Below are 23,728 nucleotides of genomic sequence, written 5' to 3'. Positions count from 1 at the left end.
AAGATGAACTTCTTACGTCGAGTTTTTGTTACTGAGCAAGAATTTAATATCATTAAAAATAATCGAGTTGTGGGTGTTGCTAATACGTTTGAGGAAGGACTGACTGCAAAACAGTTAGAGGTAGCGGGTCAATTTTTTATTTTTAAGCATATTAATATTGAATGCCTTTTCGATGATACCGCTTTACCTGCTACTGCATTACCCGGCGAGTTAATTCTGATCACGATGAGAGATGAAGAGGGATTGAGTGATAAATCTTCACCTCGTATCACGATACAAATAGAGGATGTGTATCATCTTATTAATCGAATGAGCGCACCTAATGAGGTCTGTATTAATTTTTATGAATACTCGTTATTAACACCTGCCTATTTCTGCAATGAAGTTGCAGAGGTTTGTGAGTGAACCCCGTACCACAATCCAGCAAATTCCAGCCAGAGATGCCACAAAGCGCAGCTCTGGTTGCTGGCATTTCTACGCCGTGGAATAAACCTCTCCAGCCAATCACCAGACCATTCCCAACCTACGCAGAGCAATACCAGAAAGACGAAGAGCGTCGTGCTATTGCAAAGGTGATCAAAGCGCAGGAGGATGCTCAGAACGTATTAAAGAAACAGCCTGCTGTTGTTCGCATGGACGTGCAGTACAAAATGAGTGTTTTAGAAAAGGAGCAAGGGACATCTCGCGCTGAGGCTTTTTTATCTAAGACTTTCATTGATCGCATTTTGCCCAGAGTGGATTTAGTCACGAACCGTTACCGGATTCAGGACATGAACGCGGATAACGCAACGTATCTGGGGCGGTTTAATCGTATTCCTGATATGACACGGGAAGATGTCGAATTACTGGCAAGAGATATTGCGGATTTTATCAACCGGGAATTACAGGCACTCGCCGACGAACGTCCTGAAGAGAGCGATCTGAAACGGATGCATGAGTTGTATATGCGCGCAGCAACCATCACCAAAGCATACCGTCAGGCCGTGCCTTACTGGGATAAGCTGACAGGTTACTGTTTTGGTGAATCACAGGCGATTGCCGCCATTTCCCGCATGACGTTAGATACGTGGTGGTTAGGCCGTCTCCGCCGTCTGGCGGCAGAGTGGCGCGAACACTTGCAAATCGCCATCAACCGCGTCAGCAAAAAAGCCAGCACCTACGCCAGCAAAACAACGATTTCCGAATGGAAGGAGCAGAAGCGCCGCACCAAAGATTTTATTAAGTCGATGGAACTGGAAAATGAAGACGGTGACCGGGTTTCACTCATTGATAAGGTGTTAGGTAGCATTGCTAACCCTGCCGTTCGTCGTTGTGAACTGATGGTGCGTCAGCGTGGATTTGAAGATTTAGCCAATGAAATGGGCTGTGTCGGTGATTTTTATACCATCACTGCCCCTTCTAAATATCACTCTGTACATAGTGGCGGCGGCTTTGTAAAGAACTGGAACGGTGCAAGCCCACGGGATACCCAGAAGTATTTATGTCGTGTCTGGGCAAAAATCCGTGCTGCTTATTCCCGTGCTGGCATCAGTGTATTCGGTTTTCGGGTGGTTGAGCCTCATCATGATGGCACACCACACTGGCACCTGTTGTTATTTATGCTGCCTGAACATCTCGAACAAATGCGCGGTATTGTTCGCAAGTATGCGATGCAGGAAGATGCCCACGAGTTGAACAGTGAGGCAGCCCGCAATGCCCGTTTTCTGGTGAAACGATTGATCCAAAGATTGGAGTGCAACCGGCTATATCGCTAAATACATTTCAAAGAATATTGATGGCTACGCACTGGATGGCGAAATAGATAACGAGACAGGCGAGAAACCTCAAGGATATGTCACGTTCCGTGACTGCCTGGGCGAGTCGCTGGCGTATTCGTCAGTTCCAGCAGATTGGCGGTGCTCCGGTATCTGTCTGGCGCGAGCTGCGTCGCTTACGCGGTGACGAGCAGATTTTACCGGATGAGACGTGGAATTAACGTTCAGATTTGCGGCGGATATGGGTAACTGGTCAGCCTATACTGAATGTCAGGGTGGGCCACTGGTTGCCCGTAAAAATCTCACTGTGCGTTTGGCCTATGAAATCACAGAGCAAGGTAATGCCTATGGTGAAGATGTTCAGCGTATTTCTGGTGTTTACTCGCTCTGGGCGAGTCTTCTTCTTTTTACCCGTGCGGTGAAGTGGAAGATTGTGCCGAAATCCGCAGCTAGCGGACAAGGGTCTTGACCTTGACCTTGTTCATCCTCTTGGAGTTCTGTCAATAACTGTACGGGGTTGTCTGGTTCGGTCAATAGCAGTAGTGACGGACTCATTGAGAAAATCATTGATTATGCCGATTCGGTCGGCATGGATTTCAGCCGATTTATGGCGAAGTCATTAACCATAGCCGGAAAAATCAGCATAGACGGGCAGCCATTTAAGTTATGGACGAATGGCAGCTTTATGCCTATGGAGTCAGAACGGCAAAAACAGGTGCGCCGCGACAAGTTGCGGGCGCGAATTAATCAACTTGGGGAAATGAGGAAACTATGACAACGTCTATCGAACAGCAAGGATTTAAGGTTACACAAGGAAATTAAAAATAAACCATCCACCTTCGCGCCACCAAAACAGCCTTATTGCTCTAAAAAGAATCTAAGTTTACATATTGATTTAAAAGTCATTTTTACAATCAAAAATCAATTTACGCGTGGTTTTTAGTGAAAAATTCTAGAAATATCGGCTAAGTCACACAATTAAATATTACCTAATGCAATTAATTCAGAGAGCAATTATATTAATTACATCTGTTTATATATACAGTATTACAAGTGTCGTATTTCAAATAGTAGGAATAAAATGTTAGATCTTTTAAACACCTCCATTCTTTTAGACCGTATTGAATTAATTTGCAAAATGGGAGGTTCGGAATATTTAAATGATAATGACAGGCAGATTGCCCTGTTCTGGCTTGGCGATTTGATTAAGCAAGTCAAAAGTGAGCTGGAAACCCAAAGAGAAAAGCCACTGAAGAGTGGCTCAACACTAAACTTATGCGGCACGAGTCTGCAACAAATCTAACGCCATCTGGCGCTGCTGCGAACTGAGATTATTGATCACATTTCGCAGCAGGATATCCCCAGTTTTCGCACTGGGGCTGAGGGTATGTGAAAAGGTCAGGTTCATCACAAACGTATGACCACACTCAACATCAGCGCATGAACAATACACATCAGCAATTTCGCGGTGCATCCGGTTGGTTTTGCGAATGACGGCCTTAGCGCCGCACTCAGGGCAGATTATTTTTAATACGCGCATATTCCTCATTCCTAATGTCTCGAATTGACGCGATTTTATCATTTTTAGCCTCATTTTTCACCCGAAATAACGCGATCTTGATTAAAATGAACGTGTAGTGTTTCTGGTACATTATCCTGATTTATGGCATTCATAAACAGGGTTTGGACCGGGATCACCTCATCTTTTCGATACGCCTCCCGTATCTTTTCCGGGTCGCCAAAACCTGCCGTATTGGTCGGGATAATACCTGCCAACCCTGCCGGGAATCGGTGGGCGGTCAGCACATCTTGGGAACTGATACTTTTGACATTGGCAAACTCATCATTAGCGGAAATGTCCCCGACCGGAATAAACTTGATGCCGTCAGGGTCCCCATTGGGAATATTCACAAACAGCGTGTCAAAGTTGCCGATCCCTTTGCTTTGTTGCAGTTTCCTGATGATTTCTTCTTCGGTTTCATCAGAGATATTGGGATCATTGGTATAGATGATACCGCCCGTATGTGCCCCGTTATGATAGTAGCGACGGCGAAAGATGGTCGCTTCCGAGTTGAGCAGGGCCGCATGGATGCCGCCGATATAATCCGGCAAGCCATAAACCTGCTGCTGGGGATCATATTGCTTGATAAAAATCACTTCGTCCGGTGAGTAAACCAATGGCTCACCTTCCTGCAAGACGACAAAATCCCCGTCTTTACGGCGGCGCAGGTAAAGGGAGGGCAGCACCGCCAGTCTCACAATATCACCCCAGAAGTTGCGCACTTTCAGGATGGCCACATCCCCGAAAATCAGGAAATTAATCACGGCGGATTTAAATTGTTCGTGGCTTAAGCCCCCGCCGAGGTAATCCGAGGCAATCATATTGTGGCGGGAGTAAATAATACCGCCGTGTTGCCCGTTCATGTTGGTGAGCTGCGCCAGTGCCAGACGGTCAATGGGCAGGGTGTAATGATCATAATCGTTGTCATACCAGATTTTCTGGTAATCCGTCATGGTCGTGAGTATGGGTTCTGGTTTACCCAGTGTGATCAGGCTCATTTTCCGTTGACGGTTGTTGGTCTGTGCTGCTTTGGTGGTTTTCCTTAACGTTTTCTTGCTCATCATGCGGCCTTTGAAAATTGGTATTTGGAGGTGCGTTTCTTCTCGTAATTGAGGGGTTCATTCATCAGGGCATGGGAGATTGCCCAGAACGTGTCTGAATGTCCGGTTTCCTGCGAACGGTCAGCAACAAAGGTCATTGCACCGCCTTTGCCTGTGGTCGTACGGCGAATACCCAGGAATGAGGCCAGGATTTCTTTTTGTTCGCCGTCCCATTCGATGCGTTCTTCGCTGACCACATCGATCATCTTCATAACGAGCTGGTTTTTGCTCTGCTGGCTGTAGTGAATCGCCTGTGTCTGGCGCGGCGCAAAGTCCTGCACCATCTCATAGACCCCGTGACCAATGCCCGTGGTATCAATGCCGATATGGGTAAAACGGTAACGGTTGAAGAGATCTTCAATCAGTTTGGCTTGATGTTTCCAGTTCATACCCTGCCAATAAAATGTGGCCAAAATGCGAAAAGGCTCGTCTGCCATCAGGGGCGGGGCAACAATCACAAAGGTAGACGTATCACCGGAGCGCGCCGGGTCAAAACCGCCCCAGACTTCCCGCTCACCGAACGGGCGCGCCGCATCAAGGTCGTGATCTTCCCACAGGTTGATATCAACAGCGCACTTTTCCAGTTGGTGATATTTGAAGACGGATGTGCCACTGTCCACAAATTGGCACATATAGAGCATGTTAAAGGTATCTTGGTTATAGCGGTTACGTAGCTTTTCGATAGATGCCAGATTAAATCCGCCCTTGATAGCATCCATCATGGTAATGACATAGCGCCATTGACCATCAGGGCAATCCCGCCCGCCATCGCGCATCTCATCAACCGTAGGAAATATCACATTCTTACGTTTGGCATCGTTACCACGCCATTCGTCACCCGTCCAGAACGGGTAAGCCGGATGCGTTTTGGCACTGGGTGTTGAAAAATAGGTCGTGCGCCAATGATTATGGGTTGCCATAGCAGAGGCGACTTCATTCAGGCGCTTAAAGTCGGGTACCCAGAAATATTCGTCACAATACAAATGACCGGAATAAGATTGCGCGGTGTTCTTATTGGTGGATAAGAAAATAAGTTCTGCTCCATTACTCAGGCGCGGACGCTCACCCGTTAGAGATCATCCCGAAAAGCTGTTCAGCAAAGTTAACGATATAAGAGCGGAAGACTTGCGCCTGAGGTTTGGATGCTGACAAAAACACCTGGTTTTCGCCTGTTAATACGGCATCTTCAAAGGCTTCAAACGCAAAATACCATGTTGCTCCAATCTGGCGCGATTTTAAGATATTTCTGACCTGTTTATGCTTGTTGGTGCGCAGATGTTTTTGATAGCCAAACAAATTGCCGTCAACAAAGGTCTGGAAGTCTCGTCAGGGCAGAGATATCATTTTTGCGATAGCGTTTCTTTTCTTCGGTTCCCCGTTCCCGGAGAACGCCGGATCGCTGTCATTGCCGGCGTGTGCCCGCGCCTGAATCTCAGCCAGTTTTTCTTTATGTTTATTTTCCTGCGCCATCAGTTTGACATGATGGGTAATCAGGCGGTCGAGTTCGTCCTGTTCGGGGGGCGTTTTTACTATTGCGTTCACTGAGCAGGGCAATCCGGCGATTGATGGCCTCAGCCACCGTTTCATGACTGAGCATATCCGCCCAGTGCCACTTTTCCGCCCAGTAGTAAATGATCCGCCGATTGGGCAGATTTAACTCACCGGCAATTTCAGCCGGCGTATAGCGGCGCAGGTAAAGCGACTTCGCTACTTTTATTAATTCATCGGGAGTATTTAGCCATATCCTTAAGCATCCTTTCCTTGGTGCCCTCATTATGCAGGGCGAACAGATGGCTTTCGTTCAGTTTACTTCGGTTACATTCGGTTATGCGTGATATCCGAATTCATCCGAATTGCACTGCTCGCGCAGACCGATTGATTTCGCAATACTGTGTCCGAAGCAAACGAAAGGAATGCGATATGTCTCAGTTAATGACGAACTGGATATGTATTGCCATGGAGGGCGACACCGTTGATGGCCGAACAATCGAGCCGCAATGGATCCTGGAAGCGGCCGAACTCTACGATCCGCAACTGTACACCGCCCGGATTGGCCGGAACATGAACGCTGGTTCGGGGCAATGGGGGAAGTGCTCGCGGTCAAAGCCGAGCGGGGCGATGAGGGCGCTTTGCGTCTCTATGCGCAACTGCGCCCCAATCACCGCTTGTTGGAGGCCAACCGGGACGGGCAACTGCTGTTTACCTCCGTGGAGTTTACCCTTAACGGTAATTTTCGCGGCACCGGCAAAACCTATCTGGAAGGACTGGCAGTGACTGACTCGCCAGCCAGTGTAGGCACCACACGCCTACAATTTAGTAAAAAGAAACAATCTCATCGATTCGGTGCGTATAAACCGCTGGTCATTGATGAGGTCAGGGAATTTAAGCAAAAGGGAACAAAGATGGCTAAGTAAAAAACCTAAAAAATCATGGCGCAGTATCTTCAATATTGAAGAGCAGGACGATACCTCGACCGAAACATCCGGTGATGATGCGTTGCAGGCACTGGCTCAGGCCGTCGCAGATTTGGAAGCTCGCGTGGCGACACTGGAAACCGCGCAGACCCACAGAGCAGGAAATAGAAGCGGTTCAGGAAGAGGTCGAAACCGTGAAAGAAGTGGTCGATACCGAAGAATTTGCGCGCTTACGTGACAATTTGGGCACAATTTTAAAGAACTTCGGCAAGCTGAATAACATTGCCACGCCATTGCCGAATAAAAATCCGAAAGGTAATAAAAACGCCCGTTTTAATTTCCTATAACAGCGAAGGGAAGAACTATGCAATTAAATCAACGGGCACGTGCTTTTTTACAGAATTATTCTGTAGGACTCGCCGAAGACTATGGCGTTCCTGATACTTCACGTTACTTCGCCTTGTCTGATCCAAAAGAGACGGCGCTGCGCAGTGCACTGCTGGAATCGGTTGAGTTCCTCAACATGATTACCTGTGCGGACGTAGATCACCTTTCCGGGCAGGTCGTATCGGTCGGTAATCCGGGACTCTATACCGGGCGTAAAAAAGATGGCCGTTTTATCCGTGCGACGGGTGTCGATGGTAATGAGTATAAACTGGCCGAAACTGATTCCGGTGCCGCGCTGAAATGGGACTTGCTGTCTATCTGGGCGAACTCCGGCAGTGAAGAAGAATTCTTCCAGAAAATGCAGGCATTCACCAATGAATCTTTTGCGCTGGATATGCTGCGTGTCGGCTTTAACGGTCAGGGTGTAGCGGAAACTACCGATCCCAAAGCTAACCCGAATGGCGAAGACGTCAACAAAGGCTGGCATCAGATTGCCAAAGAGTGGAACGAAGGGAAACAGGTTATTACCACCCCGGTCACACTGGATGAACACGGCGATTTAAAGTCACTGGATGCGATGGCCTCCGACCTGATTAACACCTGTATTCCGCCGCAGTTCCGCCATGACCCCCGCTTAACGGTGTTGGTTGGCGCGGATTTGGTCGCCGCTGAACAATATCGGCTTTATCAGGCTGCTGACAGGCCAACAGAAAAAATCGCCGCGCAGATGCTGGGCAGCTCTATTGCTGGCCGTCCGGCGATGGTGCCGCCGTTTATGCCGGGCAAGCGTATGGTCGTCACGATGTTGCCGAACCTGCAAATCCTGACCCAGCGCAATACCCGTCAGCGTAAGGCGGAATTTGTGGACGACCGTAAACAGTTCGAAAATAAATACCTGCGCAACGAAGGTTACGCACTGGAAACGCCGGAATTGTATGCAGCCTATGATGAAAATGCCATCACGATTGGCACAGTGGCAGAGCCGGCTGAAAAACTGGGGCAGAATGCTGTCCCGGATGAAAAACCGGATCACGAATAATGTTATCACCCGCTCAACGACACCGGGCAGCAGTGGAACTTCGCCAGAAACTGGCACGGCAGCAAGCCGTAGCCATTGCCGATGGCGCGAGTATGCACTTGCAAGCCCGTGCCATTGGGCAGGATGTTAAGCGATTACGTGAGTTACTGACCACGGCGGAACGGGTAGACATGAAAAAGCGGGAACTGCTGCCCAATTACCTGCCCACGGCACAACGCTATCTGGCAGAGGGCGAGGTGTACCACAACCCGATTTTTGTCTACTGCGTGATCTGGTTATTTGATATCGGGGAATTCAGTCAGGGACTGGACTGGGCAGACATTGCCATTGAGCAGGGACAGCTCACCCCGGACAATTTTCGCAGTGGTTTTCCGGCCTTTGTCGCGGACACCGTGCTGCTTTGGGCACAACGGGAAGCGGAAGCCGGGAACCCCGTTGAACCCTATTTTTCACGGACATTTCAGAATGTCACTGAAAAATGGACAGTACACGAGAAAATCAAGGCCAAATACTACAAATTTGCCGCTTTGCACCTGATAAAAGGGGATAACACCGACATTAAAGCCAGTTCAGTGGATAGGTTAGATGTGCTGGAGCAAGCCGATAGTTGGTTAGCAAAAGCCCATCAATGCAACCCGGCCTCCGGCGTGAAAACCTATCGGCAAAGGATTGCCGCCCGGATACGGGCACTGACAACCGAATCGTAACGACTACCGCAAGCCGGAGCGGGCGCGGTGGAGGCAGAGCAATTGATTGCTGATGGCCGTGGAAACCGGACAGCCCGCTTTTTTTCAGGGAGAGAATGACCGATGTTTAATGGCAACACGGTGGATTATCGGGATGCCCCGCTCACTAATGATGGTTTTTGGCCGGACTTGAATTTGCGGGAGTTTCAGGTCAATCGCAAATTACCGCCTGATTTGGATAACGACATGCTGGCGAATGCGCTGCTGGCAACGGTGGCGGAGATCAACCTTGATTTGCAACGCCTGAAAGCCAGCTTACAGGCCCAAGGTTACCAGAACGCCGCTGAGGTGTCAGGTATTTCCATTAACGGCAATACGGCGCTGGTCAGTCAGTATAAAAAAGCGGTTTATGCGCGGGCAAAAGCCGATTTATTGGGGGAATATACTTCACTGGTCAGCCGTGCCCCCCATCCGGGACAGGAAAGCCCGGAAGTCCGTCCCCGTCTGCTGGCTGAGGCCGCAGTGGTACTGCGCAATATGAAAGGGCATAAACGTGTCACGGTGCGTTCAATATGAGCAAATTACAGCAATTAACGGCTTTTTTACGGGAAAACCTGCCGGAACGGATTTGCGAGACGGAATTTACCAGTGAAATGGATGAAATCCGCTTTATTCCGGCACAGCGGGATTTAGGGCTGGGGCAATACCAGATGTTTGTCCAGCAATATGAGGCGGTGATTGCCTGGGGACGTTTTCCGTATCGGGAGTGCGATCCGCGCAATATTCCGCTGCTGATTGATTCATGGTTAACCACTCAGGGAAATCGTTTCGGTGATGCCAATGTCGAGCAGGAACGGCCAACACTGACAGTTGATGTTGATGGTGAAACAGCCGTAGTCATTGTGACGCTTTCTTTGGCTGAACCTGTGGTGATACGGGAAAACCCTAAGGGCATGATCCCGTTTGATGGCAAACACTGGTCACTGGCAGCCACAGAGATTTGGTTTGCTGAACAAGGCGCAGTTCACAGCGTGGATGAAACAGGTGCACGGATTGGGGCAGTAAATCATGTTTAGTGGACAGATTAACAAAGGGCAACTGAAATACCTGCAAAATGAACTGAAACAGCTTGATTTAACGCCCAATAAAAAACGGACGTTAATGATGAGATTGGCGAAGCAGGGAGTTATCGCGGCAGCTAAACGTTATGTCGCGAAACAACAGACACCGGAAGGGCAGCCGTGGCCTGCGAGAAAAGGTAAGAGAAAACAGAAATGCTGGAAAAATTACCGAAAATCTTACATGTCAAGCATATGCCGGAAATTCAGGGTGTCCGTCTTTACTTAAAGGGGGGAGGATACCGTAGCGGGAAAAAATCAATCCCTGCTGGGGTGGTAGGTGGTCGCCCAACAAAATGGCTATCGCTTTACAAAGCGGTCACAGTAAAACTCCCCGTGATAGAAGCAAAAAAAGCGCGGAAAAACAACAGGCTAAAAAATTACTCTCATTGGGTTATAAGGTCAGAAAGGGAAAGGGATGGAAAGCACCAGCGCAAAAAAATATCACGGGTGTCATGAGTTTTTGGCAGGCGGGGTAATTTATTCGAATCTTGAGTGGAAAAGCTCCTAAAAAAACATGGACTATTGATCTTCCTGCGCGCGAATTTTTGGGTATAAACCAAGAGGATTTTGTTAAGGCGCTGGAAAGAGTACTACAAGGTATTAATTACGGTGGGCAAAGATAAACCACGAGACATAAGATAAAGGATTAAATTATGTGGCCACATGTTCAGGTTAACCAGGTTAACCAACTGCAAGGCGAAACCCGGGAAATTGAGCGGGTATTGCTCTTTGTCGGGACGGGCAAAACCCACACAGGCAAGACGATTGCCGTCAATACCCAAACGGACTTTGATGCCGTGCTGGGAACGGCACAAACCGCCCTCAAACGTCACGTACTGGCGGCAATGGCCAACGCGGGGCAAAACTGGTCGGGCTATGTGCATATTTTGCCCGACGCGGCGGATGAACTGGCCTTTATCGAGGCAGTGACCGCCGCGCAGACGGTCGCCAGCGTTGAGGGCTATGTGCTGACCCTTGGCGCCACTAAAGCGGTTATCAAGGCAGCGCAAACCCTGCGTGCCAACACCATCGCCAAGTTTGGTCGCTGGCAGTGGGCGATCCTGACCGTGGATGGCCCGCAATCCAAAGAGCCATGGGCGGATTACGTGAACCGACTGGCGGAATTGCAAAAAGGGGAAGCCGTGTCATCGGTGCAATTGGTGCCGTGCCTGTGGGGCAATGAGGCGGGCGTACTGGCCGGGCGTTTGTGTAACCGCGCCGTGACCGTGGCAGACAGCCCGGCGCGGGTACAGACAGGTGCCCTGATGGATTTGGGTTCAGCCGATTTTCCTTTGGATGGTACAGGCGCGCCGATTGATTTGGCCACCTTACAGGCACTGGAAAAACTGCGTTTCAGTGTGCCGATGTGGTATCCCGATTATGACGGATTGTACTGGTCAGATGGCCGCACGCTGGACGTGGAAGGCGGGGACTACCAGAGTATCGAAAATTTGCGGGTCGTGGATAAGGTTGCCCGCCGTGTGCGGTTGCAGGCGATTGCCAAAATTGCCGACCGCAGCTTAAACAGTACGCCGGGCAGCGTTGCCACGCATCAGGCTTACTTTGCCCGCACCTTGCGTGAAATGTCACGCAGTACTGAAATTAACGGGGTGACGTTTCCGGGCGAAGTGAAGTCACCGAAAGACGGCGATGTCGCTATTACCTGGCGCAATAAAAACACCGTGGAGATTTATATCACTATCCGCACCTATGAATGCCCGAAAGGAATATCGGTCAGTCTGTTGCTGGACAGCCAGCTGGAGAAAAGCGCATGAGCCAACGTATTTCAGGCCAGTCGATTGATTTTAATATGGACGGGGATCTGGTTCATGCGGAAAAGGTCAACCTGTCCATTACCGACAACACCGCCGCCGCGCAGACGCAGGGCGTACCGGATGGCTATATCGCCGGGGATGTGGCGGCGGAAGGGGAGATTGAACTCAGCACCAAATATCTGGAGATTGTGACCGCCAAAGCCCGTTCGGCGGGGTCATGGCGCGGCATTCAGCCCGTCGATTTAATGTGGTACGCCAAAGCGGGCAACGAGGAAATCAAGGTCGAAGCCTACGGTTGCAAGCTGATTGTCAGTGACATTCTCGACGTTGACCCAAAAGGCGGCAGCGTCATGACCCATAAGGTCAAGTTTGTCGTCACCTCACCGGATTTTGTGCGCATTAACGGCATTCCCTATCTGGAAGCGGAACTGACACAAAGTTTGATTGGCTAAGGATGGCGGTTCATGGAAGAACATGAAAAAACCTTTGTCACGCTGGTGCTATTGGGGGCACTGATTGCGTTAGGCAAAATGCTGACCGGCAATGAACCCATCACCTTACGGCTGTTTATCGGTCGCGTGATCCTCGGTTCGGCGGTGTCAGTGATGGCAGGTGCCTTGTTGATTTGGTGGCCGGGTATCAGCCCGATAGCGGTCACGGGGATTGGCAGCGCATTAGGGATTGCCGGCTATCAGTTGGTTGAGGTCTGGTTACAGAAGCGCGGCAGCGCCTTACTGACAGGGAAGTTAAAGCCATGACACTGAGTGAGAAACAGCAGTTATTTGCCGTCTTGATCGCCCAGCTTATTTTATGGGCGGATGAGCGCGGCTATCGCGTGACGTTCGGGGAAGCCTACCGGACACCGGAGCAGGCGAAACTGAATGCGCAAACAGGGACGGGCATTGCCCATAGCCTGCATACCCAGCGTCTGGCGGTTGATCTGAATCTGTTTATCCAGGGCAAATACCAGACCCACAGTCAGGCCTACTTGCCATTGGGGGAATATTGGGAGTCGCTCGGCGGCACATGGGGCGGGCGTTTCTCCCGTCCCGATGGCAATCATTTCTCGCTGGCCCATAACGGGGTGAAATGATGCTTAAGGCGCGGACGCTCTATTTCCTCATCGTGGCATTGGCGTTCGTTGCGGGCTGGCGCGTGAATGGTTATTACCGTGACAGCGTGGAACTGAACATCACACGGGCAGCGAAAACCGGAGAGAATATCCGGCAGGCATTGCAGGCCATTGCCAGCGCTTCCGCCCGGCAACTGGAAGGTAAACTGGAGGAGATCGCCCATGCTGCCCCCAGAGAAATACGGACTGAGGTGGTTAAGCCTGTTTTTACTGCTGTGTGCGTTAGCCCTGAGTTTGTCAGGATGTACAACGATACCGCCGAACGGGTCGAGCGTACCTTATCAGGAAAGCCTGCTGACAACCTGTCAGGAACGGTTACCCCGACTGGCGGGAATGACCGGAAATAATTTAGCGAATATTGTCATTGATTATGTCCAGATATATGGCCATTGCGCCGCCCGGCATAATCAATTAGTGGATGAAATAAATAAAAGGAAAGGAATTAAATCATGAGTAAAGAAAATAAAATTATCACCTTAATGATTGGCGAAACTGACATTAAATTTGAACCGAATATTATTGCCTATAACAGCATGATTAATGACATGACGCTGGATAATAAAATTGTGCCGATTGTCACTTACTTACGCCGCATCGTGCAACCTGCGGCTAAAGCCGCGCTGGATGAGTTCCTGCAAATCCCCGGTGCGGCCATGCAGATTGTGGAGCGGGTGAATTCGGAATATGCCCCTAAACTGGAGATCGAAATAAAAAACTAAATGCACGGGTTAAGGCCATTGAAGCGAGTTTATTCGAGCAGGCTTTAATATTACGCCGTCATTATTTACCGAATGAAACAGATAATACGGAAAATTTAGCCCGGGCTATTTGGCTGGATAATCGTTATTGGGAAAATATGCGCATTGCGACGGCAAACGGCATCGCATTGGCGTTCAAGGGTGAACCATGAGTGGGCAATTAGATTTTACCTTAAGCCTGATTGATAAGATCACCCAACCGCTGGCGAAAGCCCAGGCAGCGGTGTCAGGGTTCGCCCAGTCTTCACAAGGCGCCTTTGAGAAATTGGCCGTGGGCGGGGCGGGACTGGCGGCGTCGTTCTGGTCTATCAAGGGCTTTCTTGATCCGGCCATTGAAATGGATGAGGCGCTGAAATCGGCGTCTTTGCAGGGCATTGACAGCAGCGTGATGGATAAGGTCGCCAAAGATGCCATGACGTTTAGCTCCCAGTACGGCAAATCGTCCATTGAGTTTGTGCAGTCGGCATCGGAAATCAGTAAGGCGATCGGCGTGTTGTCACACAGCGACTTGCCTCAGATGACCCACATTGCCAACACAACCGCCGCCGCCCTGAAATCCAGTGCCAGCGATACCGCGGGTTATATGGGGAAAATGTTTGCGCAGTTCTCCAGCCAGGCCAACGCAGTGGGGCATCTCCAGTTTGCCGAGGAACTGGCTGGCAAGGCGGTGGTGATGTCAAAAACGTTCGGCATGTCCATGACCGAAATAGCGGATGCTATGGAAGGGGCACGCGCGGCCGGGACCCAGTTTGGTGTTGGCATTGATGAGCAGTTGGCCGTGTTGGGGGAATTGCAACGCTCGCTGGGCAGTGAATCCAGTGGTGCCTATGAGTCGTTTATCGGTAGCGCCGAAGCGAGTGCGAAAAAACTGGGACTCAGTTTTGTCAATGCGTCGGGGAAATTGCTGTCGATGCCGGACATGCTGGAGAAGCTCCAGGCCAAATACGGCAAGAGCATTGAAGGTAACCTGAAGGCACAGGCCGAAATTGAGGACGCCTTTGGCGATTCGGCCGTGGTGGTCAAACAGCTTTACGGCAATGTCGATATGCTGCGCAAGAACATGACCGCACTGGGCGCCAACGATGGCATGAAACGCACACAGGAGATGGCCGAACAGATGGCGAACCCGTGGGAACGGCTGCATGCGATTTGGGAAAATATCCGTATTGCCATTGGCACAACCCTGTTACCGGTGATTGCCCCATTGGTGAACCAGATGGCCAATACCAGTCAATTGGTGGTGCGCTGGCTGAAACTGTTTCCCAATATCGCCCGTTGGATCGGGTATATCGCGGTGGGCATATTGAGTTTTGCCGCCGCAGGTGCGGCCGCCAATATCGTGATGGGGGTATCTAAATTTATCTGGATGGGCCTTAAGGGTATTTGGGCAGCCTGTACGCTGGTGATGAAGCTGTGGACGGCGGCGGTGTGGCTGTGTAACGGCGCGGTTACCGTCTGGAACGTCGGACTGAGAATATTACGCAATACATTGATAGCTGTCCGTATGCAGGCCATATTAGCGGGTATCTCATTCAGTTTTATGACGTGGCCGATCCTGCTGATTATCGCGGCGATTGCGTTGCTGGCTGTCGGCATCTACCTGCTGATTAAGCATTGGGATACCATCAAGGCGGCCATCATGAACACGACGGCCTTTAAGGTTATCGCGGCTTGTGTGAAATGGGTTGGTGAGATCTTCGGGGCGGTCTTTGCCTGGATTGGTGAGGCGTGGGATAACCTCTGTAACTGGTTCAGCAACTTTTCACTGGCGGATACGTTTTCCGGCATGGTGGACAGTGTCAGCAATCTCTTTGGTGGCTTATGGGACTGGCTGAAAGGGTCGTTTGGGGACGCCTACCATTGGATTATCGACAAGTTGAATTACATTCCCGGCATCAATATTGAAACCCAGGCTATTGAGAAGACGGTCACCGAACCGACCGGAAAAGCGGCGGCTCCGGTGCAGGAACAGCCCAAAGTCATGGGAGGCGCGGCAGTACCCAATATGGGCATGGGCGCAAATCATCCCAAATTAATGATTCAGCCCAGCGGGATTTTGCAGGGGCAGCCTCAAGCGATGATCCAGCCGGTGAAAGCCATGAAGCCGCCCGAAACTGAGGGCGTATTAACAGGCGGGAAAACGCAGGGCATTGGCAAGCAGGGTCTGATGAAAGCGGTGACAACGCATTCACAGACCATCACGGATAACAGTCGCCGGATTGAAAATGTGACACTGAATGTGAAGGGCAACGTCACACCGGCACAACTCACAGAATGGGAACAGGTGGCTTATGGATGAGCCGAAATACATTGATTTATGGATCACGGGCGGCAATTTTACGCTCAACTCTGGGAATGAGCCGCGCTTTTGCAATAACCGCGTGTCGGTCGGTCAGGATTGTGTTCATGCCATCCTTGAAAGCGGCCTGGCTACGGCGCTGGTTGCCGAACGCAGCCCGACCCTGCGTGCCGATATCCGCACTCAGATAGAAATTCTGGTTGAGGATGATGAGCGGATTATTCCGGGTACGGTCACGATTAATGAAGCGTCGCAGACTTTGTTATGGATCACGGCGGAAACCTATGATTTTGGCCGCCTGAGTGTGAGTGTGGGGCATGGACACTAAACCGACGATAGATTATGAAAAGGTCTTGCGTGACAGCGGGATGCCGACCACGGAAGCCGATATCAGCAAAGCCTTTGCTCAGGTCGTGGATGCAGCGGGTCTGGTGACCAACACCTCGCGCATGTCGCCGTTCTGGCGGCTGATTAACACCCTTGTCACGCGCCCGGTGCTGTGGCTCAAGGAAGCGTTAATCAACGTCACGCTGAAAAACATGTACCTGGCGACGGCATCGGGCACTTGGCTGGATATGTTCGCCTGGGGCGTGAACCTGAAACGTAAACCTGCCTCGGCCGCCCTTGGGGTGATCCGTTTCTATAAAGCCGCAGGGGCTTCGGCGGTGACCGTGCCTGCCGGAACGGTTATTCAGACGGAGCGCATTAATGGCGAAATCTACCGGGTCAGCATCACGGAAAGTATCGTGATGGCCGAAGGGGTCAGCAGTGCTTTACTGCCCGTGACGGCCGACGCCGCGGGCGGGGCCTTTAACCTGGCCCCCGGTTATTTTCGCATCCTGCCTGTGGCCGTGTCCGGCGTTGAACGAGTGCAGAATGAAGAAGGCTGGCTGTTAACGCCCGGTGCAGATGCCGAATCCGATGATGACCTGCGTGACCGTTGCCGCAACCAGTATAACCTCGTGGGTAACTACCATACCGATGCGGTTTACCGGGGCATGATTGCGACGGTGGCAGGCTTAAGCATTGACCGTATTTTCTTTCTGCATGATGCGCCCCGTGGGGCAGGCACGGCGAATGCCTACCTGTTGCTGGATTCGGGGGTCATCAGCCAGCCCTTTATTGCGGCGGTGAACGATTACATCAGCAATCAGGGGCATCACGGGCACGGCGATGATATGCAGTGCCTGCCGATGCCGGAAACGCATCATGCGCTAACCGTGACGTTGTTTGTGGCGAATAGGGCGAACTACAGCCAGGAACAAATCGCTACCCTGAAAACCGATGTCAGCAATCTGATCCGCTGCGCCTTTCGGGAAAATACCGACTATCAGGTTAAAAAGACCTGGCCGTACTCGCGCTTTTCCTTTTCGAATCTGGGGCGTGAGATACACCGTGAATTCACCGACATTGAGTCACTGACCTTTTCACTGGGCGACATCCTCAGTGAGCTGAGTGTGCCCCGGCTGCAATCGTTGTCTGTGGCGGTGAAAAATGTCTGAGTTCCGGGAACGCCTTAAGCGGCTGGCCTTACCCTCATGGATGGACAAGGGCGAACCCGCCAAGTTGCTCAGTGCGGCGCGGGCATTCTGGACAGCGGTTTATAGCTGGCTTAAATGGCCGCTGGCGCAACTGGATGCGGAAACCTGCTCCGAAGCGTTGTTGTCGATGCTGGCGTACCAGCGGGATACCCAGCGCTTTAACGGGGAACCACTGGCGTTGTTTCGCAAGCGGGTGAAGTACGCCTTTATCAACGCCAGGGACGCGGGCAGTATCGCAGGCTTTATTGCCATCTTTGCGCGGCTGGGCGTGGGCTATGTGGAATTGCTGGAGCGTCAGCCAGGCATTGACTGGGATGTGATTATCCTGCGCCTCAGTGACGGCCAAATAGCGGCTAACCCCGATTTGCTGATGAACATCATCCGCCAGTATGGTCGCACCTGCCGCCGCTACCGTTTTGAAGTGATCGCCAAAAATCAATTGATTATGCGTGTGGGGAGCGTGGGCGCTGACTATGGCTGTTATGCCGCTGCCCTCCCGACACAACCCCTGTTATTACGGGTCGGGCATATTGCGGGCGTTGCCGTCTGTGACAATGCCAGCCTCAAGGAACATACCGCACCGACTGTGACCTACGGTGCGTCATTATAAGGAAATAAAACATGGCCTCAGTCATTACCCTGGACTTTGAAAAATGGAAAGCCCGGCAGGTTGCTGCAAATCAGCCTGTCATCTTGGATGAATTTGTCTTTGCCAATGTGCCGGATTTAGATCCCACTCAACCCATCAACCGTGATGAGAAATTACCTGCACAAAACCACATCGTACACCGTCAGGCGGTCAATAAAACCGGGCTGGCCAGTGAGAACGCCGTGGCCTACAGCGTCACATTAGGGACGGAAGTCGGCCATTTTGATTTTAACTGGATTGGCTTAATCAATCAGGCTTCCGGTGTGATTGGGATGATCACCCATGCCCCGACCCAGAAGAAAATCAAGACCGCCAACGGCTTGCAGGGCAATGTCTTAACCCGCTCGTTCCTGCTGGAGTTTGACGGCGCGGCGATTGAAACCGCTATCACTACGACCGCCGAAACATGGCAGATTGATTTTACCGCCCGTTTATCCGGTATCGACGAGATGCAGCGTTTGATCAATACCGACAGTTACGGCGAGGCCGCATTTTTCGGTGAGGGCTTTGCCGTGGTGCGCCACGGTGACCAATACTTGGTGAAAAAAGGGCTGGCCTATGTCGGCGGCTTGCGTGGGCTGCTGGCATTTGACCAGACGCTTAACAGTCAACGCAATACCCGCGTGTATGCCGATTTCAGCTATCAGGGCAATCTGGTGAGCCAGTGGAAAACCGTGGTTAAGGTGACGGCAGCTAACGAACTAAAAAACTACATTGATGCAGCGGGCTACCCGCATTATGTGTTTGCCATTGCTCGTATTGATGATAATGGCAATGTGGTTGATTTACGTAATAAAGGAACATTAAGCGACCGAGATATTGCTGATCTACAAAAAGCATTGAGTAAGGTTCAGCAAGACTATGCCACGAAAGCCGCGTTATCCAGCGGTTTGAGTGGAAAACAACCCAAAGGGGATTATGCTACACGGCAGGAAGTATTAAATGGATTGGATGCAAAACAACCGAAGGGGGACTATGCCGCCAATGCCGCAATGAATGCAGTCAGTGACAATGCCAACAGCCGTCTGGCTAAATCCGCAAACGGTGCAGATATTTTCAATAAATCTGAGTTTGTTCGGCAACTGGGTTTGTCGAAAACAGTAGAAAAAGCAGAAAATGCGGTTCCGACTACCCGGAGAATTAATAATAAGCTATTAACGGGGGATATCACACTGAATGCATGGGATGTGAACGCATTTCCTCAAACCAAGTCTATGACTCATATTCCTGATGGCAGCTACATAGGACCGTTCGCCTGTGGTAGAGAAGGCGAGTGGGTCAGGGGAATTAGTATGGGTTTTATCAATAGTGATGTAGGACAAATCTGGATTGATGCCTATGCGACATTGTACACACGGTATTTGAATTCAAATGGAAATATTGAACAACAAAAAATTCTCGGAGTTCCCATTGGTGCCACGATTGAATGGCAATCCGAGGCACTGATCCCGCTTGGATTTATGGAAAATAACGGGCGAGAATTTGATAAAACCCAATATCCAGAATTATTGAAAGTGTTTCCCAGTGGGCGGTTGCCTGATGATCGGGGATTATTTAAACGTGGATTGGATACCATGGGCGGGATCAGTAGGGGACTTGATCCGGGGCGTAAATTGGGCACGGTTCAGGGAGATACTATACGGAATATTACGGGTAGTTTGGGTTCACCCACGGTAGAGAGAGGGGGGTATGGTGATGGGGCATTTGCTTCAACATTTAAAGATGGCGGCCGTTCTGCGGGAAGTGGCGGTGGTTCAATCACATTCACCTTTGATGCGTCACGCGTTGTCCCAACAGCAAACGAAAACCGCCCCATTAACAAGGCAGTGATTTATATTACAAGGATATTCTAATGGCAAAATACACAACCCATATTCCGATGGCGGAATTTGATGATCATGGACTGGCAATTGAAGCGGGCTGGGTAGAGGTTTATCACTGCCATGCGCAGACACGCGAGTTTTTAGGTAAATCGTATGACAGTGTGCCTGTCGGTTTTTCCATCGTTTCGGATGCGTATTTAGATGAACCAGAATTACCGGAAGCAGATGATATCGCGGTGATCCGTTCCCCTGATGAAACCTGCTGGCTGCAGGTGCCCGATTATCGTGGCAAAACGGCCTACCATATCAAAACCCAGGCACCGCAACAGATACAGAAAATAGGGGAACTCGCCATTGATTTGACGTTACTTGAACCCCGAACCCCGTTTGATAAATGGGAGGGTAAAAAGTGGGTAACAGATACCAGGGCAAAACAGCGTCATGATGTGCAACAGGCGGAAAAACGCCGGGAAGAATTGCGCGAGCAGGCAGAAAAAATCATTATGCCTTTACAATATGCTGTCGATACCGGGCTGGCGACCGAAGCCGAAGAACAGACCTTGCTGGCTTGGAAAAAATACTTGGTCATGTTGATACGCCTGGATGTGTCAAATGTCGCTCATATTGACTGGCCGGAGCAACCCGCATAATGTACTGGCAGCGTAAAACCCTACAACTGTCCCCGGATTTGTCGGGGATACATCCCCCGCCATTGTGCCCGTTCACCCGTTTCTTTATGGTATCGGGCAACAGACCGACAGTGGCAGTTACTTAAGCCCGGCGAACGCCATTGACACGCTGGCGACGAAACTCACGGGCGCAGGCAATATCAACAGTCTGGTGCTGATGGTCTGCGCCAAGACGCACACAGAGTTTATGCAGCACCTCACGCAGTTTTCATCGGTCTTGCCGCTTCCGGTTTTTGCGCAGGTCAAGCGCATGGCAACTACAGCCGACAGTCTGGCTATCACCAAAATGCAATTGCCGGGCAAGCCGGGCGGTGGGCTACCGCTGCCACAACCCTTGTCAACGGCAACCAGCCGTCTGGTCGTCAATGCGCAATTAATCGCACAGGCCAAAGCGCAGACCCGTGCAGGCAGCAGTATTGCGGGAATAAAGTCACAGTTAGCGGTATTCACGACCGCCCGCCAGTCGGCCTTGCAGCAAATGAGTGAGGCAATGAACGGGCTTAAGGGAAAATCCGCCGACGTCTGGGCGTTCTCCGGGAAAGGGAACGGCACACATCTGGCGGAAAAATTGTGCCAGAATATCCCTGAACCCGACGCCGTTTATACCCTGGCAATCTTGTTTGCCGGAGACGAGCTCCGCCCATTAGAAAGGATGCTATTATCGCATGAGCCAGATTATCACCCTCGCCCTTGATGGCGAGGCTATTCCGTTAAAAAGCCTGACCGTGACACCGTCGATGATGTTTCAGGATCAAGACCAAAGCGGGCAGTCATCCAGCACCGCCGTCGCCGAGCAGGGCATTAAGCCGAAAGAACTGCGCATTACGGGCATTATTCCCTTTACCGAGCAGAAAACCCTGTCCCGTTTGTTTGCTCTGGCGGAAGCCAAAGACGGCGGTAACCTGAAACGCTACCGGGTCGCTAACCTGACCGCCCAGGCCATTAACTTTCGTATCAGTACCTTTACGGGCACGATTGATGCCAGCAAGGTAGACGGTAAACAGGCCTGGCAGGTCACCTTTACCTTGCGGGAGCATTTATCCGTATCTGAAAAACGCGATGCCCGTGCAACCGGCAATATTCAGGCCAAGAAACAGACCGAACAGGGAAGCGGAGCCGCCAGGGAAGAACCAGAAAAATTAAGCTGGTTTGAACGCGAGGTGTTAAAGCCCATTAATGACAGCATAGGGGCCGCCAATGAAACCCCTTAACCGGCTTTATCTGTCGGGTGATGAGATCCACCTGGTGGATGCCAATCTGATGCTGGAACTCTCATCCTGTGGTCGAGGCTTCATGACGGCAGAAACCACCACCGATTACACCGGAAAACTGGTGCGCCTTGATGTGGGCTACCCGGATTTGGTGCTGCGCTGGTTTACGGGCTATGTGGAACGTTCACAGCCTGCCCAGAACGGTTACCAGCGTCTGTTTGTGCGTGAACTGGTTGGCGTGTTTGATAAAGCGTGGCCGTGCTCGTTTCAGCATCCCACCCTGCGCCAGATTGCGGGCTGGTTGCAGACGCACAGCGGGCTGACGTTTACCTTACCGGACGCCCCTTACACGGATAAGCCTGTCCCGCACTACACGCACAATGGCACAGGCTACCAGCTACTGGCAAATCTGGGGCAGGTCTTTGCTATTGAGGATTATATCTGGCATCAGTTGCCGGAGGGTTCGGTCTATCTGGGGAGTTGGGCGCATTCGATGTTTAAGGGTAAGCCCGTTGAGATCCCCAATGAATTTAGCCAGCAACAGTCGGCGGGCAATAGCATGACGATTCCGATGATCCAATCCCTGCGGCCGGGTTTTGTGATCAATCAGCAACGGCTCAGCAAGGTCAATCTGACCAATGAAAACATGACCATCACCTGGTTACCTAACGGGAAGCCCGCGGACAAAACCCCTGCCCAACGCCAGATTGATGCCGTTTATCCGGAATTATCGGCGGGCACGCACTTGCCCAAATTTGGTCGTATTGAGGCGCACACGGAAAATACGGTCAGTGGTGATATGGCTGACCCGTTCCGGCCACGCTATGCGGTGGATGTGCAATTGCTGGATGATAACGGTAAGGATGCCGCCGCCCCGGTTTACCGGGCTGTGCCGCTGCCCCTGCCGATGGCAGGCGCTGAATCGGGCATGTTCCAGTATCCGCCCATTGGCACCGTGGTTGAAATTGCGTTCGAAGGTGGCCGACCGGACAAGCCCTTTATCCGCCAGACCTTAAGCCAGGGCAATACCCTGCCCGATATTAAGCCGGGTGAACAATTGCAGCAGCAGCGGGCGGAAGTGTCACAACGGGTCACACAAGAAGGCAGTTGGATCAGGCAGACTGACCAGACCATTAATGAGTCGTCCATGCACCGTGAAGTCAAGGCAGACACGGAAACGCGCACCGTGGTCACCCGTGATACCACCATTCAGGCTACGGATAAGACTACCGTTTTGGGTACATCTACCTTACTGGCGGGCGCTGTCCAGCAGGTGGCAGACGGGGATTACTGCCTGGCCACCTCAGCGAATTTTATCGCCAGTGTGGGGAAAGCGGCTCATATTGACGTCGGGCAAAAGCTGATTGAGAAAATCGGCCTGCTTAAGCAAAGCATCGCGGGGGCTAAACAAGAGATTGTCGCGCCGGTGGTCTGGGTGGGCAGCCAGCAACTTAACGTCATGACCTTGATGTTAGAGACACTGGATGTGGTGAAGGAACTGGCCGAACTGACCGCCGCCCATACCCATCACAACACAGGCACACCGGAGAACGCCAGCGCCATCAGGAACACCGCTTATAAATCCGATGAGCTGAAACAGAAGTATTCGCCTGTGATTGGGTGAATCTTTATTCCTTAATTGGAGTCAACGGGTGAAAGCATGTATTTATACCGCTATCATCGTTCTCAAGGCGTTAATTGCGCTTTTAGAATTGATCCGTGCATTTTTAAAATAACGGAAACGTAGATAAACCTCGCGTTGAACCCGGGGCTTTATTTTTATCTGCAC

The 23,728-nt window shown here is 51.1% G+C and carries 31 protein-coding genes and 3 pseudogenes; 31 read left to right on the top strand and 3 right to left on the bottom strand.

Annotated elements, in window-relative coordinates:
* Positions 1-3 precede the first annotated feature (3 nt).
* The 6 genes from ACSJJG_RS05770 (at position 4) to ACSJJG_RS05745 (ending at position 3,057) form a co-directional block, all read left to right on the top strand.
* On the top strand, positions 4-405 hold the full coding sequence (locus tag ACSJJG_RS05770) for a hypothetical protein (protein ID WP_481088754.1): 402 nt from the start codon (positions 4-6) through the stop codon (positions 403-405).
* On the top strand, positions 402-1,754 hold the full coding sequence (locus tag ACSJJG_RS05765) for a replication endonuclease (RefSeq protein ID WP_481088753.1): 1,353 nt from the start codon (positions 402-404) through the stop codon (positions 1,752-1,754). The genes ACSJJG_RS05770 and ACSJJG_RS05765 overlap by 4 nt, the downstream gene beginning before the upstream one ends.
* A gap of 77 nt (positions 1,755-1,831) precedes the next feature.
* Positions 1,832-1,975, top strand: a complete 144-nt coding sequence (locus ACSJJG_RS05760; protein WP_481088752.1) for a hypothetical protein — start codon at positions 1,832-1,834, stop codon at positions 1,973-1,975.
* Positions 1,966-2,223, top strand: coding sequence for a hypothetical protein (locus tag ACSJJG_RS05755; protein WP_481088751.1), 258 nt, complete (start codon positions 1,966-1,968; stop codon positions 2,221-2,223). Before ACSJJG_RS05760 ends, ACSJJG_RS05755 begins: the two co-directional genes overlap by 10 nt.
* A 48-nt stretch (positions 2,224-2,271) precedes the next feature.
* Positions 2,272-2,529: a hypothetical protein gene (locus tag ACSJJG_RS05750; protein ID WP_481088750.1), complete on the top strand. Its 258-nt coding sequence runs from the start codon at positions 2,272-2,274 to the stop codon at positions 2,527-2,529.
* 306 nt (positions 2,530-2,835) lie between these two features.
* Positions 2,836-3,057: a hypothetical protein gene (locus tag ACSJJG_RS05745; protein ID WP_481088749.1), complete on the top strand. Its 222-nt coding sequence runs from the start codon at positions 2,836-2,838 to the stop codon at positions 3,055-3,057.
* Here the strand turns inward: ACSJJG_RS05745 and ACSJJG_RS05740 are convergent.
* The 3 genes and pseudogenes from ACSJJG_RS05740 to ACSJJG_RS05730 form a co-directional block, all read right to left on the bottom strand.
* Positions 3,028-3,348, bottom strand: coding sequence for an Ogr/Delta-like zinc finger protein (locus ACSJJG_RS05740; protein ID WP_481088748.1), 321 nt, complete (start codon positions 3,346-3,348; stop codon positions 3,028-3,030). The genes ACSJJG_RS05745 and ACSJJG_RS05740 overlap by 30 nt on opposite strands.
* On the bottom strand, positions 3,345-4,376 hold the full coding sequence (locus ACSJJG_RS05735) for a phage portal protein (protein ID WP_481090386.1): 1,032 nt from the start codon (positions 4,374-4,376) through the stop codon (positions 3,345-3,347). The genes ACSJJG_RS05740 and ACSJJG_RS05735 overlap by 4 nt, the downstream gene beginning before the upstream one ends.
* Positions 4,376-6,157 (bottom strand): annotated as a pseudogene (locus tag ACSJJG_RS05730) (terminase large subunit domain-containing protein). The gene ACSJJG_RS05735 and the pseudogene ACSJJG_RS05730 overlap by 1 nt, the downstream one beginning before the upstream one ends.
* A gap of 85 nt (positions 6,158-6,242) precedes the next feature.
* Here ACSJJG_RS05730 and ACSJJG_RS05725 point away from each other — a divergent pair.
* The 25 genes and pseudogenes from ACSJJG_RS05725 to dinQ all read left to right on the top strand — a co-directional run.
* Positions 6,243-6,413: pseudogene (locus tag ACSJJG_RS05725) on the top strand (hypothetical protein); the annotation flags it as partial.
* Positions 6,413-6,829, top strand: coding sequence for a GPO family capsid scaffolding protein (locus ACSJJG_RS05720; RefSeq protein WP_481088747.1), 417 nt, complete (start codon positions 6,413-6,415; stop codon positions 6,827-6,829). The pseudogene ACSJJG_RS05725 and the gene ACSJJG_RS05720, both read left to right, overlap by 1 nt.
* A complete protein-coding gene (locus ACSJJG_RS05715) occupies positions 6,783-7,067 on the top strand; it encodes a hypothetical protein (protein ID WP_481090486.1) in 285 nt (94 codons plus the stop codon). The genes ACSJJG_RS05720 and ACSJJG_RS05715 overlap by 47 nt, the downstream gene beginning before the upstream one ends.
* Before the next feature lie 126 nt (positions 7,068-7,193).
* Complete coding sequence (locus tag ACSJJG_RS05710; protein WP_481088746.1) at positions 7,194-8,255, top strand: phage major capsid protein, P2 family; 1,062 nt, start codon at positions 7,194-7,196, stop codon at positions 8,253-8,255.
* Positions 8,255-8,962, top strand: a complete 708-nt coding sequence (gpM, locus tag ACSJJG_RS05705) for a phage terminase small subunit (RefSeq protein WP_481088745.1) — start codon at positions 8,255-8,257, stop codon at positions 8,960-8,962. Before ACSJJG_RS05710 ends, gpM begins: the two co-directional genes overlap by 1 nt.
* A 102-nt stretch (positions 8,963-9,064) precedes the next feature.
* Complete coding sequence (locus ACSJJG_RS05700; RefSeq protein ID WP_481088744.1) at positions 9,065-9,517, top strand: head completion/stabilization protein; 453 nt, start codon at positions 9,065-9,067, stop codon at positions 9,515-9,517.
* On the top strand, positions 9,514-10,017 hold the full coding sequence (locus tag ACSJJG_RS05695) for a phage tail protein (protein ID WP_481088743.1): 504 nt from the start codon (positions 9,514-9,516) through the stop codon (positions 10,015-10,017). The genes ACSJJG_RS05700 and ACSJJG_RS05695 overlap by 4 nt, the downstream gene beginning before the upstream one ends.
* Positions 10,010-10,685: pseudogene (locus ACSJJG_RS05690) on the top strand (hypothetical protein). The gene ACSJJG_RS05695 and the pseudogene ACSJJG_RS05690 overlap by 8 nt, the downstream one beginning before the upstream one ends.
* A 27-nt stretch (positions 10,686-10,712) precedes the next feature.
* Positions 10,713-11,837 carry a DUF2586 domain-containing protein gene (locus tag ACSJJG_RS05685; RefSeq protein WP_481090385.1) on the top strand — a complete coding sequence of 375 codons (1,125 nt, stop codon included), beginning with the start codon at positions 10,713-10,715 and terminating at the stop codon, positions 11,835-11,837.
* Positions 11,834-12,289, top strand: coding sequence for a DUF2597 family protein (locus ACSJJG_RS05680; protein ID WP_099117085.1), 456 nt, complete (start codon positions 11,834-11,836; stop codon positions 12,287-12,289). The genes ACSJJG_RS05685 and ACSJJG_RS05680 overlap by 4 nt, the downstream gene beginning before the upstream one ends.
* A 12-nt stretch (positions 12,290-12,301) precedes the next feature.
* Positions 12,302-12,595: a phage holin family protein gene (locus ACSJJG_RS05675; RefSeq protein ID WP_481088742.1), complete on the top strand. Its 294-nt coding sequence runs from the start codon at positions 12,302-12,304 to the stop codon at positions 12,593-12,595.
* The gene (locus tag ACSJJG_RS05670; RefSeq protein ID WP_481088741.1) at positions 12,592-12,930 is read left to right on the top strand and encodes a M15 family metallopeptidase; all 339 of its coding nucleotides are present in this window, start codon (positions 12,592-12,594) and stop codon (positions 12,928-12,930) included. The genes ACSJJG_RS05675 and ACSJJG_RS05670 overlap by 4 nt, the downstream gene beginning before the upstream one ends.
* The gene (locus ACSJJG_RS05665) at positions 12,927-13,316 is read left to right on the top strand and encodes a hypothetical protein (RefSeq protein ID WP_481088740.1); all 390 of its coding nucleotides are present in this window, start codon (positions 12,927-12,929) and stop codon (positions 13,314-13,316) included. The genes ACSJJG_RS05670 and ACSJJG_RS05665 overlap by 4 nt, the downstream gene beginning before the upstream one ends.
* Before the next feature lie 102 nt (positions 13,317-13,418).
* The gene (locus ACSJJG_RS05660) at positions 13,419-13,688 is read left to right on the top strand and encodes a putative phage tail assembly chaperone (protein WP_481088739.1); all 270 of its coding nucleotides are present in this window, start codon (positions 13,419-13,421) and stop codon (positions 13,686-13,688) included.
* Positions 13,689-13,705: 17 nt separating this feature from the next.
* Positions 13,706-13,879: a DUF6890 family protein gene (locus ACSJJG_RS05655; protein WP_481090384.1), complete on the top strand. Its 174-nt coding sequence runs from the start codon at positions 13,706-13,708 to the stop codon at positions 13,877-13,879.
* Complete coding sequence (locus tag ACSJJG_RS05650; RefSeq protein WP_481088738.1) at positions 13,876-16,026, top strand: phage tail tape measure protein; 2,151 nt, start codon at positions 13,876-13,878, stop codon at positions 16,024-16,026. Before ACSJJG_RS05655 ends, ACSJJG_RS05650 begins: the two co-directional genes overlap by 4 nt.
* Positions 16,019-16,354, top strand: a complete 336-nt coding sequence (locus ACSJJG_RS05645; protein WP_481088737.1) for a DUF2590 family protein — start codon at positions 16,019-16,021, stop codon at positions 16,352-16,354. The genes ACSJJG_RS05650 and ACSJJG_RS05645 overlap by 8 nt, the downstream gene beginning before the upstream one ends.
* Positions 16,344-17,528: a baseplate J/gp47 family protein gene (locus tag ACSJJG_RS05640; RefSeq protein WP_481088736.1), complete on the top strand. Its 1,185-nt coding sequence runs from the start codon at positions 16,344-16,346 to the stop codon at positions 17,526-17,528. Before ACSJJG_RS05645 ends, ACSJJG_RS05640 begins: the two co-directional genes overlap by 11 nt.
* Positions 17,521-18,177 (top strand): phage tail protein, encoded by a 657-nt coding sequence (locus ACSJJG_RS05635; protein ID WP_481088735.1) that lies wholly within the window; start codon positions 17,521-17,523, stop codon positions 18,175-18,177. Before ACSJJG_RS05640 ends, ACSJJG_RS05635 begins: the two co-directional genes overlap by 8 nt.
* Positions 18,178-18,188: 11 nt before the next feature.
* Positions 18,189-20,069, top strand: coding sequence for a phage tail-collar fiber domain-containing protein (locus ACSJJG_RS05630; protein ID WP_481088734.1), 1,881 nt, complete (start codon positions 18,189-18,191; stop codon positions 20,067-20,069).
* Entirely contained in the window at positions 20,069-20,689 is a 621-nt protein-coding gene (locus ACSJJG_RS05625) for a tail fiber assembly protein (RefSeq protein WP_481088733.1), read from the top strand. The genes ACSJJG_RS05630 and ACSJJG_RS05625 overlap by 1 nt, the downstream gene beginning before the upstream one ends.
* A 64-nt stretch (positions 20,690-20,753) precedes the next feature.
* On the top strand, positions 20,754-21,422 hold the full coding sequence (locus tag ACSJJG_RS05620) for a hypothetical protein (protein WP_481088732.1): 669 nt from the start codon (positions 20,754-20,756) through the stop codon (positions 21,420-21,422).
* The gene (locus tag ACSJJG_RS05615) at positions 21,394-21,939 is read left to right on the top strand and encodes a baseplate complex protein (protein WP_481088731.1); all 546 of its coding nucleotides are present in this window, start codon (positions 21,394-21,396) and stop codon (positions 21,937-21,939) included. Before ACSJJG_RS05620 ends, ACSJJG_RS05615 begins: the two co-directional genes overlap by 29 nt.
* Positions 21,926-23,563 (top strand): hypothetical protein, encoded by a 1,638-nt coding sequence (locus ACSJJG_RS05610; protein ID WP_481088730.1) that lies wholly within the window; start codon positions 21,926-21,928, stop codon positions 23,561-23,563. Before ACSJJG_RS05615 ends, ACSJJG_RS05610 begins: the two co-directional genes overlap by 14 nt.
* 28 nt (positions 23,564-23,591) lie before the next feature.
* Positions 23,592-23,675, top strand: coding sequence for a damage-inducible type I toxin DinQ (gene dinQ, locus ACSJJG_RS05605; protein ID WP_481090383.1), 84 nt, complete (start codon positions 23,592-23,594; stop codon positions 23,673-23,675).
* Positions 23,676-23,728 lie beyond the last annotated feature (53 nt).

This window comes from Xenorhabdus sp. SGI 60, assembly GCF_056632175.1.
Note: the sequence above shows the minus strand (reverse complement) of the source record. Positions and strands in the feature narration are given on the sequence as shown.

What these genes read in the sequence shown, in the direction of transcription:
- ACSJJG_RS05770 (WP_481088754.1), top strand. Translation starts at nt 4, where the DNA reads ATGAACTTCTTACGTCGAGTTTTTGTTACTGAGCAAGAATTTAATATC.
- ACSJJG_RS05760 (WP_481088752.1), top strand. Translation starts at nt 1,832, where the DNA reads ATGTCACGTTCCGTGACTGCCTGGGCGAGTCGCTGGCGTATTCGTCAG.
- ACSJJG_RS05745 (WP_481088749.1), top strand. Translation starts at nt 2,836, where the DNA reads ATGTTAGATCTTTTAAACACCTCCATTCTTTTAGACCGTATTGAATTA.
- ACSJJG_RS05740 (WP_481088748.1), bottom strand. Translation starts at nt 3,348, where the DNA reads ATGAGGCTAAAAATGATAAAATCGCGTCAATTCGAGACATTAGGAATG.
- ACSJJG_RS05735 (WP_481090386.1), bottom strand. Translation starts at nt 4,376, where the DNA reads ATGAGCAAGAAAACGTTAAGGAAAACCACCAAAGCAGCACAGACCAAC.
- ACSJJG_RS05720 (WP_481088747.1), top strand. Translation starts at nt 6,413, where the DNA reads ATGGATCCTGGAAGCGGCCGAACTCTACGATCCGCAACTGTACACCGC.
- ACSJJG_RS05715 (WP_481090486.1), top strand. Translation starts at nt 6,783, where the DNA reads ATGAGGTCAGGGAATTTAAGCAAAAGGGAACAAAGATGGCTAAGTAAA.
- ACSJJG_RS05710 (WP_481088746.1), top strand. Translation starts at nt 7,194, where the DNA reads ATGCAATTAAATCAACGGGCACGTGCTTTTTTACAGAATTATTCTGTA.
- gpM (WP_481088745.1), top strand. Translation starts at nt 8,255, where the DNA reads ATGTTATCACCCGCTCAACGACACCGGGCAGCAGTGGAACTTCGCCAG.
- ACSJJG_RS05700 (WP_481088744.1), top strand. Translation starts at nt 9,065, where the DNA reads ATGTTTAATGGCAACACGGTGGATTATCGGGATGCCCCGCTCACTAAT.
- ACSJJG_RS05695 (WP_481088743.1), top strand. Translation starts at nt 9,514, where the DNA reads ATGAGCAAATTACAGCAATTAACGGCTTTTTTACGGGAAAACCTGCCG.
- ACSJJG_RS05680 (WP_099117085.1), top strand. Translation starts at nt 11,834, where the DNA reads ATGAGCCAACGTATTTCAGGCCAGTCGATTGATTTTAATATGGACGGG.
- ACSJJG_RS05675 (WP_481088742.1), top strand. Translation starts at nt 12,302, where the DNA reads ATGGAAGAACATGAAAAAACCTTTGTCACGCTGGTGCTATTGGGGGCA.
- ACSJJG_RS05670 (WP_481088741.1), top strand. Translation starts at nt 12,592, where the DNA reads ATGACACTGAGTGAGAAACAGCAGTTATTTGCCGTCTTGATCGCCCAG.
- ACSJJG_RS05665 (WP_481088740.1), top strand. Translation starts at nt 12,927, where the DNA reads ATGATGCTTAAGGCGCGGACGCTCTATTTCCTCATCGTGGCATTGGCG.
- ACSJJG_RS05660 (WP_481088739.1), top strand. Translation starts at nt 13,419, where the DNA reads ATGAGTAAAGAAAATAAAATTATCACCTTAATGATTGGCGAAACTGAC.
- ACSJJG_RS05650 (WP_481088738.1), top strand. Translation starts at nt 13,876, where the DNA reads ATGAGTGGGCAATTAGATTTTACCTTAAGCCTGATTGATAAGATCACC.
- ACSJJG_RS05645 (WP_481088737.1), top strand. Translation starts at nt 16,019, where the DNA reads ATGGATGAGCCGAAATACATTGATTTATGGATCACGGGCGGCAATTTT.
- ACSJJG_RS05640 (WP_481088736.1), top strand. Translation starts at nt 16,344, where the DNA reads ATGGACACTAAACCGACGATAGATTATGAAAAGGTCTTGCGTGACAGC.
- ACSJJG_RS05635 (WP_481088735.1), top strand. Translation starts at nt 17,521, where the DNA reads ATGTCTGAGTTCCGGGAACGCCTTAAGCGGCTGGCCTTACCCTCATGG.
- ACSJJG_RS05630 (WP_481088734.1), top strand. Translation starts at nt 18,189, where the DNA reads ATGGCCTCAGTCATTACCCTGGACTTTGAAAAATGGAAAGCCCGGCAG.
- ACSJJG_RS05625 (WP_481088733.1), top strand. Translation starts at nt 20,069, where the DNA reads ATGGCAAAATACACAACCCATATTCCGATGGCGGAATTTGATGATCAT.
- ACSJJG_RS05615 (WP_481088731.1), top strand. Translation starts at nt 21,394, where the DNA reads ATGAGCCAGATTATCACCCTCGCCCTTGATGGCGAGGCTATTCCGTTA.
- ACSJJG_RS05610 (WP_481088730.1), top strand. Translation starts at nt 21,926, where the DNA reads ATGAAACCCCTTAACCGGCTTTATCTGTCGGGTGATGAGATCCACCTG.